Source organism: Streptomyces varsoviensis (assembly GCF_000718635.1).
GTDB lineage: Bacteria > Actinomycetota > Actinomycetes > Streptomycetales > Streptomycetaceae > Streptomyces > Streptomyces varsoviensis.
Window position 1 is genome coordinate 281,350 of record NZ_JOBF01000007.1, and the last position, 14,375, is coordinate 295,724.

General features: G+C 72.9%; 3 protein-coding genes and 1 pseudogene. All 4 read right to left on the bottom strand.

The window, feature by feature from the left end; all coding sequences use genetic code 11:
• Positions 1–97: 97 nt before the first annotated feature.
• Positions 98–4,990 (bottom strand): annotated as a pseudogene (locus IF55_RS38490) (amino acid adenylation domain-containing protein); the annotation flags it as partial.
• Positions 4,933–10,500, bottom strand: a complete 5,568-nt coding sequence (locus IF55_RS38495; protein ID WP_052405170.1) for a non-ribosomal peptide synthetase — start codon at positions 10,498–10,500, stop codon at positions 4,933–4,935. The gene IF55_RS38495 and the pseudogene IF55_RS38490, both read right to left, overlap by 58 nt.
• On the bottom strand, positions 10,497–11,861 hold the full coding sequence (locus IF55_RS40035; RefSeq protein ID WP_342668303.1) for a non-ribosomal peptide synthetase: 1,365 nt from the start codon (positions 11,859–11,861) through the stop codon (positions 10,497–10,499). Before IF55_RS40035 ends, IF55_RS38495 begins: the two co-directional genes overlap by 4 nt.
• A partial coding sequence (locus tag IF55_RS37120; RefSeq protein WP_211269985.1) for a condensation domain-containing protein occupies positions 11,774–14,375 on the bottom strand: 2,602 nt, incomplete at its 5' end. The genes IF55_RS37120 and IF55_RS40035, both read right to left, overlap by 88 nt.

The following is a 14,375-nucleotide window of genomic DNA, read 5'->3' on the forward strand; positions in this document are numbered from 1 at the left end:
GGTCCGTTCCGCGCGCGTTCGGTTCGTTCCGTGCGCGTTCAGTCCGTTCCGCGCGCGTTCGCGTTCGGTCCGTTCCGTTCGCGTTTGGTCCGCGCGATCAGGCGGCGTCGCCGTCCATGGCCGCTATGAGGCTCTTGGGACGCATGTCCGTCCAGTGCTCGTTGATGTAGTCCAGGCACGCCTGACGCGCCGATTCCTCAAGCGCCACGGTCCAGCCGGCCGGCACCTCCACGAACGACGGCCACAGCGAATGCTGCCCCTCGTCGTTCACCAGCACCAGATACGTGCCCTCGGCGTCCTCGACCATGATTCCCTCATGGTCGGAGTCGATCAAGTGGTCCCTGATCTCCCCCGTGACGAAGGGGCGCCACGTCTCAGGACCGCGCCGCCGCAGGATGTCCGCCGCGGTACGCCCGGCGGTGAAGAACATGACGTCGCCGGTGAACCGGCCGGGGGTGAACCCCCACATCAGACGCGTGTTGTTCACCCACAGGTCCTTCATGGCGAGGATCTCCTCCGCGCCGAGATGCGCCATCGCGTAGTTCCCCCGCCGCAGGAACTCGCGGTAGCGCTCCACGGGGAAGGCCCCGTCCGCGAGCTCCGATTCCTCGAACGGGAACCCGATGCCCCGCAGGTTCGCGGCCACGATCTCCCGCTCGGCGGGGACGGACTCGCCGTGCCGCCAGGTCATCGGGAAGGAGTCGAGGATGGCCAGCAGTTCGACCTCCTCGCCCTGACGCTGCAGCTCGGTCGCGATGGCGTGCGCGATGTGCCCGCCGATGGACCAGCCCAGCAGCCGGTACGGGCCCTCGGGCTGTACGGCGCGCAGGTGGGCCAGGTAGTCGGCGGCCGCCTCCTCGACGGTCGCGGGCAGCGGCTCCGGCTTGCCGATGCCGCGCGCCTGGAGCCCGTACACCGGGTGTTCGGGCCCGATGTGCGCCAGCAGCGCGGCGTAGCACCAGCTCAGCCCGGCGCCCGGGTGAACGCAGAAGAGCGGCGGCCGCGATCCGCCGGTACGCAGCGGCAGCAGCACCGCGTGCGAGTCCGCCTCCTGCCCCGAGGCTCCCGAAGTCCCCGAAGCCCCCGGAGCTCCCGAGGCCCCCGAGGCCGCCGCGTCCAGGGCGGCGGCGAACTCGGCGACGGTCGGCGCGGCGAAGAGCTGGCGGACCGCAGCCTCGACGCCGAGCGCGGACCGTACCCGGCTCACCAGTCGGGCCGCGAGCAGCGAATGGCCGCCGAGTTCGAAGAAGCTGTCGTCGACGGTGACCCGGTCGACTTCGAGCACTTCGGCGAACAGGGCGCACAGCGCCGTCTCGCGCGGCGTCCGGGGCTCCCGGCCGCTGGAGGCCGCCGCGACGTCGGGCGCGGGCAGCGCCGTACGGTCCAGCTTGCCGTTCCGGCGCAGCGGCAGCGCGTCGAGGGTCAGGAACGCGGACGGCACCATGTGGTCCGGCAGCGCGGCTCCGACGTGCTCGCGCAGCTCGCCGGGGCTCGGCGCCGCGCCCTCGGCGGGCACGACGTAGGCGACGAGGCGCTTGCCGCCGGGCCCCGCCTCATGCACGGCGACGGCGGCACGGGCGACGTGCGGGTGGGAGGCGAGCGCCGCCTCGATCTCGCCCAGCTCGATGCGGAAGCCGCGCACCTTGACCTGGTGGTCGGTGCGGCCCAGATACTCCAGCCGCCCCCGCGCGTTCCACCGCACCAGGTCGCCCGTGCGGTACATGCGCGTGCCGGCCGGTCCGTACGGGTCGGCGACGAACCGCTCCCCCGTCAGCCCCGGCCGCGCGACATAGCCCCTGGCCAGGGCCGCGCCCGCCAGGTACAGCTCGCCGGCGGTGCCCGGCGCCACGGGGCGCAGCGCGCCGTCCAGCACGTACGCCCGCGAGTTGGCGATCGGCCGCCCGATGGGGGCGACGCCCGGCCAGCCCGTGACGTCCTCGGGCAGGGTGTACGCCGTCACGGCGTGGGTCTCCGACGGCCCGTAGTGGTTGTGCAGCCGCCGGTCCGCGCCCCGGCCGTGGAAGGCGCGCACCGCGCCGCCGAGCGTCAGCGCCTCACCGCCCTGCACGAGCCGCTTGAGGTCGGGCAGGCGCGCGCCGCGCTCCTCGGCCGCCTCGCACAGGGCGTCGATCACGAGGTTCGGGGCGTGCAGCTCCGCCACCCGGTGGCGCTCCAGCCAGCCGACGAGCCGTTCCGGATCGCGGCGCACCGCCTCGGGGCAGGCAACCAGCGTCTTGCCGTGCAGCAGGGCGGAGAGGATCTCCTGCACGGACACGTCGAAGCTGACGGCGGTGAACTGCGCGACGCGGGTGCCCGGCGGGCTCGGCAGCTCCGCCGCGTGCCAGGTCAACAGGTTCTTCAGCGCGCCGACGGTCATCACGACGCCCTTCGGCCGCCCCGTGGACCCCGAGGTGTAGATGACGTACGAGGGGTGGTCGGGCAGCAGCGCCGCGGGCCGCTCGGCGGCGGTGATGTCCGGCGCGGGCCCCTCGCCGTCCCCGTCGGTCGGCGCCGCGAGGTCCGGTCCGTCCAGTACGAGCCGGGGCGCGCCGTCCGCGTCGGCGGGCGGCAGGGCGCGGGCGGCGTCCTCGCTGGTCAGTACCAGTACGGGGGCGATGTCGGCCAGCATGTGGGCGATGCGGTCGGCCGGGTACGCCGGGTCGACGGGCACATAGCCGGCCCCCGCCTTCACGACGGCGAGCAGGGAGACCACGAGGTCGATGGAGCGCGGCAGGGCCACCGCCACGAACCGCTCCGGACCCGCCCCGCGTTCGATGAGCAGCCGGGCCAACCGGTTGGCGCGCGCGTTCAGCTCCGCGTACGAGACCTCCGCGTCCTCGAAGACGACGGCCACCGCGTCCGGGGTACGGGCCGCTTGCGCCTCGAACAGCTCCGGCAGCGACGCTTCGGGCACCGGGAGGGCGGTGTCGTTCCACTCCTCCAGCACGCGCCGCCGCTCGGCGGGTTCGAGGACGTCGACGGCGCTGAGCGGCAGGTCCGGCCGGGCGGCCACGGCGGTGAGCACGCTCACCAGGCGGCCGGCGAGGGTCCGCGCGGTCTCGCGGTCGAAGAGGTCGGTGCTGAACTCCAGCACGCCGCCGATGCCCGCCGGCGCGCCGTCGGCCGGCGGCCGCTCCCCGAGCGAGAACAGCAGGTCGAAGCGGGCGACGCCGGTGCCGACGCGGAGGCCGGTGACCGTCAGGTCCGGCGCGGCGCCGGAAGCCGGGGCGACGCCGAAGGCCGGGGCCGCCCCCTTCCGGCTCTCCGTGGTGTTGGAGGTGTTGAAGGCCAGCATGGTCTGGAAGAGCGGGTGCCGGGACATCGACCGGACCGGCCTGACCACGTCGACCAGCCGCTCGAACGGCACATCCTGGTGCGCGTAGGCGGCGAGCGCCGTCTCCCGCACCCGGCCCACCAGTTCGGTGAAGGCCGGGTCGCCCGACACGTCCGTGCGCAGGACGAGGGTGTTCACGAAGAACCCGACGAGGTCTTCCAGGGCGTCATCGGTGCGGCCCGCGACGGGGGTGCCCACGGGCACGTCCGTGGAGCCGCTGAGTTTGGCCAGCAGAGCGGCCAGGGCGGCCTGGACCACCATGAACACGCTGGACTGGGTGGCGCGCGCCACCTCCACGAGCCCCGCGTGCACGGCGGCGGGGACCTCGAAGGCGACCTCGTCGCCCCGGTAGGTGGTCTCCGTCGGGCGCGGACGGTCGGCGGGTATCTCCAACTGGTCTGGCAGGTCGGCGAGTTGGCGCTGCCAATAGGCGAGTTGCCGGGAGATGGCGCTCTCGGGGTCGTCCTCGGAGCCGAGGATGTCGCGCTGCCACAGGGTGTAGTCCGCGTACTGCACCGGCAGCGGCGCCCAGCCGGGCGCCCGCCCAGTGGTCGTACGCGCCGTGTAAGCGGCCGTCAGGTCGCGGACGAGGAGCGGCATCGACCAGCCGTCCGTGGCGATGTGATGCACCAGTATCAGCAGGACACGCTCGCCGGGGCCGGTCTCGAACAGCCAGCCGCGCAGCGGCGGTTCGCGGGTCAGGTCGAAGGCGTGCCGCGCGGCCCGCGCCAGCTCGTCCGCGAGACCGTCCTCGGTCGTGGCGACGACCGTCAGCTCCGGCGCTGGCCCGCACTCCGTCACGACGCGCTGGTACGGGCCTTCGGCGTCCTCCGCGAAGACCGTGCGCAGGGTCTCGTGCCGCGCCACGACATCGGCGAACGCGGACCGCAGGGCTTCGGTGTCCAGCGTGCCGGACAGCCGGATACCGGTCGGCACGTTGTACGTCGGGCTGGGCCCCTCCAACTGGTGCAGGAACCACAGGCGTTGCTGCGCGTACGACAGCGGAAGCCGCTCGGGCCGGTCGCGCGCCGCGAGCGGGGCCCGCCCGGCGGCGGACGCGGACTCGGACAGCGCGGCGGCGAGCGCCGCGACCGTGGGCCGTTCGAAGAGCTGACGTACCGACAGTTCGGTGCCGAGGGCCGTACGGGCGCGGGACGCGAGCCGCGTCGCGAGGAGCGAGTGGCCGCCCAGCTCGAAGAAGTCGTCATCGACGGTGACCCGCTCCACGCCGAGCACGTCGGCGAAGATCCCGCACAGGATCTCCTCCTGCGGGGTGCGCGGCTCGCGCCCAGCGCTCTCGGCGGCGGCGTAGTCGGGTGCGGGCAGCGCCTTGCGGTCGAGCTTGCCGTTGGGCGTCAGCGGCAGCGCGTCGAGCATGACGACGGCGGACGGCACCATGTAGTCCGGCAGCGCCTCCCCCACATGGCGGCGCAGCACGCCCGCGTCCGGCTCCGCCCCTTCGGCCGCCACCACATACGCCACGAGCCTCTTGTCGCCCGGCCGGTCCTCGCGCACCACGACGGCGCTGTGCGCGACCAAGGGAGAACGGTCCAACGCCGTCTCGATCTCGCCGAGTTCGATGCGGAAGCCCCGGACCTTCACCTGGAAGTCCGTACGCCCGATGTACTCCAGCTCGCCCTCGGCACTCCACCGCACCAGGCGACGAACCGCTCCGCCGAGAGCCCCGGACGCCCGTGGTAACCACGCGCCAGCCCCTCGCCCGCGATATACAGCTCCCCCGCCACACCCGGCGCGACCGGACGCAGCCCGGCGTCCAGCACGTAGAGCCGGGTGTTGCGGATGGGGCGCCCGATCGGCGGCGCACCCGCCGCACCCGAACGGGAGAACCACGCCGCCGCGTACACCGTGGCCTCCGTCGGCCCGGGGACGCCGCTCACCAGACCGGCGGCCACGGCCGGCCGGGAGCCGTCCGCGAGTGCGAGCAGGTCCCGTACGACCTCGATGGAGCCGCCCGAGAGCAGCGGCCCGAACATCTCGAAGACGGAGACGTCGAAATTGAGGGACGTGGACGCCACCACATGAGCCAGTTCCTCGGCGCCGAACTCCGCCGCCGCCCACGCCGCCAGATCCGCGACCTTCTCATGCGGCACCACCACTCCCTTCGGTACGCCCGTGGAACCTGACGTGTAGATCGCGTAGGCCGGGTGGAGCGGGGACAGCGCGGCGGCGCGGTCGGCGTCCGTGGGGTCGGCGGTCGGGCGGCCCTCGATGGCCCGCGTGGTCGGCGGGTCGTCGAGCACCAGCCGCGTCGGGCCGCCATCGCCCTGCGGCAGCCGCGACGCCACCTCCCTGTCCGTGATCAACAGGGCGGGCGCGGCGTCCGCCAGGAGGTAGGCGATGCGGTCGGCCGGGTACGCCGGATCGACCGGTACGTACGCCGCCCCCGCTTTGAGCACGGCGAGGAGGGACACGATGGTGCGTTCCGAGCGCGGCAGGGAGATCCCCACGAACTCTTCGGGCCCCGCGCCCAGCGCGATCAGGTGGTGCGCGAGCCGGTTGGCGCGCTCGTTCAACTCCGCGTAGGTGTACGCGACTTCACCGCACATGACAGCCGTCTCGTTGGGCGTACGGGCCGCCTGCGCCTCGAAGAGTGCGGGCAGCGTCGCCCGCGGCACCTCGGCCGCGGTGTCGTTCCACTCCTCCAGCACCCGGCGGCGCTCATCCTCGCCGAGCACGTCCACCCGGCCGACCGGCAGCTCCGGCGCGACCGCCACCGCCTCCAGCAGCCGCACGAACCGCTCGCCGATCCGCTGTACGGACGCCCGGTCGAACAGGTCGGTGCTGTACTCGATGATGCCGTTGATGCCGTCGGGCGTACCGTCGGCCGCCCGCCCGTCGGCGAGGGCGAAGCGGAGGTCGAACTGGGCGATGCCGGTGCCGACGCGGTGGCCGGTGACGCTCAGCCCGGGAAGCTGGCCGCCCCGCTCCCCCAGGGCCGCCCGCTGGTCGACGTTGTTGAACGCCAGCATCGTCTGGAAGAGCGGGTGCCGCGCCATCGACCGGGCCGGGTTGACCGCCTCGACCAGCCGCTCGAAGGGCACGTCCTGGTGCGCGTACGCCGCCAGGTCCGTCTCCCGCGCGCGGGCGATCAGATCGGTGAAGGAGGGGTTGCCGGAGGTGTCGGTGCGCAGGACGAGCGTGTTGACGAAGAACCCGATCAGGTCCTCCAGCGCGTCGTCGGTGCGGCCCGCGATGGGCGTGCCCAGGGGGATGTCCGTGCCGCCGGTCAGCTTCGTCAGCAGCGCCGCGAGCGCGGCCTGCATCACCATGAAGAGGCTGGCCCGGTTCTCCTGGGCCAGCGCCTCCAGGCGCTGGTGCAGGGCGGCGGGGATCGCGATCGGCACGGTGTCGCCGCGGTAGGACGTCTCGGCCGGCCGGGGCCGGTCGGTCGGCAGCCCCAGCTCCTCCGGCAGGTCGGCCAACGCCGTTTCCCAGTAGGCGAGCTGACGGGAGATCGGGCTTTCGGGGTCCTCGTCGGAGCCGAGGTGGTCGCGCTGCCACAGGGTGTAGTCGGCGTACTGCACCGGCAGCGGCGCCCAGTCGGGCGCCCGCCCCGTGGAGCGGCTGGTGTAGGCCGTGGTGAGGTCGCGCACCAGCAGCGGCGTCGACCAGCCGCCGTCGCTCACGATGTGGTGCACGAGGACCATCAGGACGTGTTCGTCCGCCCCCGTACGGAACAGCCAGGCGCGCAGCGGGAGTTCGGCGGCGAGGTCGAAGCCGTGGCGCGCCGCGCGGCGCAGCTCCTCCTCCAGCCCCGCCTCGGTGATGTGTACGGGCGTCAGCTCGGGCCGCGCGTGCCTCGGGTCCAGGACCCGCTGGTACGGGCCGTCGGCGTCCTCGCCGAAGACGGTGCGCAGGCTCTCGTGGCGCGCCACCACGTCGCCGAGCGCGGCGCGCAGCGCGTCGGCGTCCAGAGCGCCGGACAGTCGGAGGGTGGTCGGGATGTTGTACGTGGCGCTGGGGCCCTCCAACTGGTTGAGGAACCACAGCCGCCGCTGCGCGAAGGAGACGGGTACGCGCTCGGGCCGCTCCCGCGCCACGAGGGGGGTCCGGGCGCCGCCGCCCGTGCCGATCGCCTCGGCCAGCCCGGCGACGGTCGGCGTCTCGAAGAGCCGGCGGACGCTCATCTCCGCGTCGAAGGTGGTGCGGATGCGCCCGGCGAGGCGGATCGCGGCCAGCGAGTGGCCGCCGAGGTCGAAGAAGCTGTCGTCGACGGTGACCCGCGGCACGCCAAGGACCTCGGCGAACAGCCCGCACAGGATCTCCTCCTGCGGGGTGCGCGGCGCGCGTCCGGCCTTGTCGACGCCGTATTCGGGGGCGGGCAGAGCTCGTCGGTCCAGCTTGCCGTTGGGCGTGAGCGGCAGCGCGTCGAGGGCGAGAAAGGCGGAGGGCACCATGTAGTCGGGCAGCGCCGCGGCCACGTGCTTGCGCAGCGCGGCGGGGTCGGGCGCCGCGCCGTCCGCGGGGACCGGGTAGGCGACGATCCGCTTGTCCCCGGGCTGGTCCTCGCGCACGATCACGACGGCGCGGGCGATGTCCGCACGGGCGGTGAGCACGGCTTCGATCTCGCCGAGCTCGATGCGGAAGCCGCGGACCTTGACCTGGAAGTCCGTACGGCCGATGTACTCCAGGTCTCCCTGAGACGCCCAGCGCACCAGGTCGCCCGTCCGGTACATCCGCGCCCCGGCCGGCCCGTACGGATCGGCCACGAACCGCTCCGCCGTCAGATCCGGGCGACGGTGGTAGCCGCGCGCCAGACCGTCACCCGCTATATACAACTCACCCGCCACGCCGGGCGCGACCGGCCGCAGCCCGGCGTCCAGCACATACACGCGCGTGTTCGCGATCGGCCGACCGATCGACACCGCCCCGCCGGACGCCTCGACCTCCGAGGCCGTCGACCAGATCGTCGTCTCCGTCGGACCGTAGAGATTGGTCACCGACCGCCCGGCATTCACCAGCCCGCTCGCCAGATCGGCCGGCAGCGCCTCGCCGCCGACCAGCACCCGCACGGTCGACAGATCCGCTCCCGTCTCGGCGACCGCGTGCCACAGGCTGGGGGTGGCCTGCATGACGGTGGTGCCGGAGAGCTTCATCAGCTCGGTCAGCGCGGCGGGGTCCTTCACGGTGTCACGGGAGGCGAGGACGAGCCCGGCACCGGCCAGCAGCGGGAGGTACAGCTCCAGACCGGCGATGTCGAAGCCGACGGTGGTGACTGCCAACAAGCGGTCTTCTGAAGCTAGTTGGAATCGTGACTGCATCGAGGAGAGGAAGTTGACCAGCGCCGAATCCGGGACCACGACGCCCTTCGGGCGGCCCGTGGAGCCCGAGGTGTAGATCGCGTACGCCGCCCGCGAGGGCAGCGCGGCGGGCTGGGGGTTCTCCGCCGAGTACGCGCCGAGGTCGAGGCCCGACAGCTCCGCCTCGGTCAGGGTCAGGACGGGCCGCGAGTCCTTCAGGACGTAGTCGATGCGGTCCTGCGGGAACTCCGGGTCCACCGGCACGTACGCCGCACCCGACTTCAACACCGCCAGCAGCGACACGACGAGCTCGACCGAGCGCGGCAGCACCACCGCCACGAACCGCTCCGGGCCCGCACCCCGCTCCACCAAATGCCGCGCCAGCCGATTGGCACGGGCGTTCAGCTCCCCGTACGAAATTTCCACGCCCTCGAAAACCAACGCCACGGCGTCGGGCGTACGCGCCGCCTGAGCCTCGAAGAGCTCCGCGACCGTCTCCCGCGGAACGTCGCGCGCGGTGTGGTTCCGCTCCACCAGCGCCCGCCGCCGCTCGGCGTCGGCGAGGACGTCGAGCCGGGCGATCGGCGCGTCGAGGGCGGCGACGAGGCCCGCGAGCGCCCGGACGAACCGTTCGGCGATCGCCTCGGCCGTCGCGCGGTCGAACAGATCGGTGCTGTAGTTCAGCGCGCCCAGCAGCCCGGCGGGCCGGCCGTCGGGGCCGTACTGCTCGCCCAGGGTGAAGGAGAGGTCGAACCGCGCGAACCCGCTGCCCGTCGGGTGCTCGGCGACCGTGAGCCCCGCCGTCCGGTCGGCCGCCGCGCGGGCCTGGCTCTCGTCGTTGTTGTTCCAGGTCAGCAGGGTCTGGAAGAGGGGGTGCCGGGACATCGAGCGGGCCGGGTTCAGCACCTCGACCAGCCGCTCGAACGGCAGGTCCTGATGCTCGTACGCGGCCAGGTCCGCCTCCCGGACCCGGCCCACCAGATCGCGGAAGGAAGGGTTGCCGGAGAGGTCGGCGCGCAGCACGAGCGTGTTGACGAAGAACCCGACCAGGCCCTCCAGCGCGTCGTCCATACGGCCCGCGATGGGCGTGCCGATCGGCACGTCGTCGCCCGCGCCCAGCTTCGACAGGAGGGCCGCGAGCGCCGCCTGCGCCACCATGAACACGCTGGCGCGGCTCTCCCGCGCCAGGGCCACGAGCCCTTCGTGCACGGCGGCCGGCACCTCGATGGGGAGGGTGTCGCCGCGGTAGGAGGCGGTGGCCGGGCGCGGCCGGTCCGTAGGCAGCTCCAGCTCCTCCGGGAGCCCGTCCAGCGTGGCCTGCCAGTAGGCGAGTTGGCGGCTGATGACGCTGTCGGGGTCGTCCTCGGAGCCGAGGACTTCCTGTTGCCAGACGGTGAAGTCCGCGTACTGGACGGGCAGTTCGTCCCACTCCGGTTCGCCACCCGCGCGTCGGGCCGCGTAGGCGGTGAGCAGGTCGCGTACGAGCACGGGGATCGACCAGCCGTCACCCGCCATGTGGTGTACGAGGATCAGCAGCACGTGGTCGTAGGGGCTCGTCTCGAAGAGCGTCGCCTTCAGCGGGGCTTCGGCGAGCGGATCGAAGGCATGGCGGGCCGCCGCCTCCAGCTCGCGACGCAGCTCCCGCGCGTCGACCGGGACCACGGTCAGCTCGGGGCAGGCGTCCCGCGCGTCGAGGATCACCTGGTGTGGACCTTCGGGGCCGTCGGCGAAGAGCGTGCGAAGGGTCTCGTGCCGCGTCACGACATCGGCCAGGGCGGCGCGCAGGGCCGACCGGTCCAGTTCCCCGGTCAGGCGCAGCGCGGTGGGGATGTTGTAGATCGCGCTGGGGCCCTCCAACTGGTGGAGGAACCACAGCCGACGCTGCGCGAAGGACAGCGGAATCACGAGTTCTCCTTGTTCTCGGTGCGGCGGCGCAGCGCCGGGCGGGCCTTGGCCGCCTGCTGCCCGGCCAGGCTGCTCGCGAGGCCCGCGACCGTGGGCGCTTCGAAGAAGGCGCGGATGCTCATCTCCTTGCCGAGCGCCGAGCGGACCCGGCTGGCGAGGCGGGTCGCGAGGAGCGAGTGGCCGCCGAGGTCGAAGAAACTGTCGTCGATGGTCACTCCGGAAACCCCGAGGACTTCGGCGAACAGGCCGGCCAGCGTCTCCTCCTCCGGCGTCCGGGGCGACCGGCCGGCGCTCACGGCCCCGTAGTCGGGCGCGGGCAGAGCATGTCGGTCCAATTTGCCGTTGGGCGTCAGCGGCAGCGCGTCGAGGATGACGACGGCCGCGGGCACCATGTAGTCGGGCAGCGACGCCGCGATGTGTCCGCGCAGCGCGCCCGCCTCGGGGGCCGCGCCCTCGACGGCCGGTACGGCATAGGCGACGAGCCGCCTGTCGCCGGGGGCGTCCTCGCGCACCACGACCGCACCGCGCGAGACATCGCCGTGAGCGGTCAACACGGCCTCGATCTCGCCGAGTTCGATGCGGAAGCCGCGGACCTTGACCTGGAAGTCCGTACGGCCGATGTACTCCAGGTCTCCCTGAGACGCCCAGCGCACCAGGTCGCCCGTACGGTACATCCGCGCCCCGGCCGGCCCGTACGGATCGGCCACGAAGCGTTCCGCCGACAGGTCCGGGCGGCGGTGGTAGCCGCGCGCCAGGCCGTCACCCGCTATATACAGCTCACCCGCGACGCCGGGCGCGACCGGCCGCAGCCCGGCGTCCAGCACGTACACCCGCGTGTTCGCGATCGGCCGACCGATCGACACACCCGCGCCGGACGCCTCGACCTCCGAGGCCGTCGACCAGATCGTCGTCTCCGTCGGACCGTAGAGATTGGTCACCGACCGCCCGGCATTCACCAGTCCACTCGCCAGATCGGCCGGCAGCGCCTCGCCGCCGACCAGCACCCGCACGCCGGAGAGGTCGGCCCCCGCCTCCAGCAGCGCGTGCCACTGGCTCGGGGTGGCCTGTACGGCCGTGGCGCCGGACTGCTTCACGAGGGCGGCCAGCTCGGCCGGGTCCTTGACGGTCTCCCGGGAGGCGAGGACGAGCCCGGCACCGGCCAGCAGCGGCAGGTACAGCTCCAGACCGGCGATGTCGAAGCCGACGGTCGTCACCGCCAACAGCCGGTCATTCGAGGTGAGTTGGAATCGCGACTGCATCGAGTCGAGGAAGTTCACCAGCGCCGAGTCCGGCACCACGACGCCCTTCGGGCGACCTGTCGAGCCCGAGGTGTAGATGGCGTACGCCGCCTGCGAGGGCAGCGCGGCGGGCTGAAGGTCCGCCGTCGAGTACCCGGCGAGGTCGAGACCCGACAGCTCCGGTACGAAACCTCCACACCCTCGAAAACCAACGCCACCGCATCCGGCGTACGCGCCGCCTGAGCCTCGAAGAGCGCGGACAGCGTCTCCCGTGGCGTGTCACGGGCGGTGTCGTTCCACTCGACGAGCACCCGCCGCCGCTCGGCGGCGTCCAGCACGTCGATGGTGCTGACGGGGGCGCCGGGCGTCTCGACGGCCGCTTCCAGCACGCGCACGAGCCGCCGCGCGAACCCTTCGACCGTCGCGCGGTCGAACAGGTCGGCACTGTACTCGATGACGCCGTCCATGCCCTCCGGCGCGCCCGCCGCGTCATGCCGCTCGGCGAGGTTGAACGCCAGGTCGAACTTGGCGAACTCCATGCTCACCTGCTCGCCCGTGACCTCGACGCCCGGCAGGCCGACGGCGTCACGGCCGGCCGAGCCGCCGGACTCGTTGTTGTTCCACATCAGCATCGTCTGGAACAGCGGGTGCCGGGACATCGAGCGGGCCGGGTTCAGCACCTCGACCAGCCGCTCGAACGGCACGTCCTGATGCGCGTACGCCGCCAGGTCCGTCTCCCGTACGCGCTCGACCAGCTCGGCGAACGTCGGGTCGCCGGACACGTCGGTACGCAGGACGAGCGTGTTGACGAAGAACCCGACCAGTTCGTCGAGCGCGTCGTCCGTGCGGCCGGCGATGGGCGTGCCGATCGGGATGTCCGCGCCCGCGCCGAGCTTCGACAGCAGGGTGGAGACGGCGGCCTGGACGACCATGAAGAGGCTGGCGCGGCTCTCCCGCGCCAGAGCAGCGAGCCCGGCGTGCAGCTCGGCCCCCAGGCCGAAGGCGACGGTCTCCCCGCGGTAGGTCGCCGCCGCCGGGCGAGGCCGGTCGCGCGGCAGTTCCAGCTCCTCCGGTAGGTCCGCCAAAGCGTCTTTCCAGTAGGTGAGTTGACGGGACGCCAGGCTGTCGGCATCGCCCTCGCTGCCCAGCAGTTCACGCTGCCACAGGGCGTAGTCGGCGTACTGCACGGGCAGCGGCTCCCACAGCGGGGGCTCGCCCGCGCACCGGGCGGCGTAGGCGCGCGCCACGTCGCGGGCGAGTACGAGGTCCGACCAGCCGTCCGTGACGATGTGGTGCACCAAGAACAGCAGGACGTGCTCATCCGGGCCCACCTCGAATAGCCAGGTCCGCAGGGGGATCTCGGCCGTCAGGTCGAACGGACGGCGGGCGGCCTCGGCGACGCGCTGCCGCACATCGGCGGCCTCGGCCCGTACGACCTCCATGACCGGGCGCGCCTCGGCCGGGGCGAGAATCACCTGGTAGCTGCCCTCGGCGTCCTCGGCGAACACCGTACGCAGGCTCTCGTGCCGCGCCACGACGTCGGCCAGTGAAGCGGTCAGGGCCCGCTGGTTCAGCTTGCCCTTGAGCCGCAGCGCTGTCGGCATGTTGTACGTGGCGCTCGGGCCCTCCATCTGGTGGAGGAACCACAGCCGTTGCTGCGCGAAGGACAGGGGCAGCCGCTCCGGCCGCTCCATGGGCACGACGGCGGGACGCGCCTCGCCGCCCGCCGCCGCGTCGAGGGCTTCGGAGAGAGCGGCCACGGTCGGGGTCTCGAAGAGCTGACGGATCGCCATCTCCACACCCAGCGTCGAACGGGCCCTACTCACCAGCCGGATGGCGAGCAGCGAATGCCCGCCCAGCTCGAAGAAGTCCTCATCGACGCCGACCCGCGCCACTCCCAGAATCTCCGCGAACAGCCCGCACAGGATCTCCTCCTGCGGCGAGCGCGGCCCGCGTGGAGCGGGGGCGGAGGCTGCCGGCAGCGCCTGAGTGCCGTAGTCGGGGACGGGCAGGGCCTTGCGGTCCAGCTTGCCGTTGGGCGTCAGCGGCAGGGCGTCGAGGACCGTGAAGGCCGAGGGCACCATGTACTCGGGGAGCGCCGCGGAAACGTAGGCGTGGAGTTCAGCGGCATCCGGAGCAGGCGACGCCTCGGTCACGACGTACGCGGCGAGCCGCTTGTCACCGGCCTCATCCTCGCGGACCACTACGGCGGCCCGCGACAGCAACGGGTGACCGGCCAACGCCGCCTCGATCTCGCCGAGTTCGATGCGGAAGCCGCGCAGCTTGACCTGATCGTCCGCGCGCCCCACGTACTCGATGTCACCGTCCGCGCGACGCCGCACCACATCCCCCGTGCGATACATCCGCCCACCGGCCGACCCGTACGGATCGGCGACGAACCGCTCGGCCGTCAGCCCCGCCCGGCCGTGATAGCCACGGGCCAGGACCACACCCGCTACGTACAGCTCACCGGGAACACCCACCGGCACCGGCTGCAATGACCCATCCAGCACATACGCCCGCGTATTGGCGAACGGACGACCAATCGGCACGGGGCCGGACGGCGTCGGCTCCCCCGGCGCCAGCCGGTACTCCAGGCAGTTCACCGTCGCCTCGGTCGGACCGTACGCATTGAAG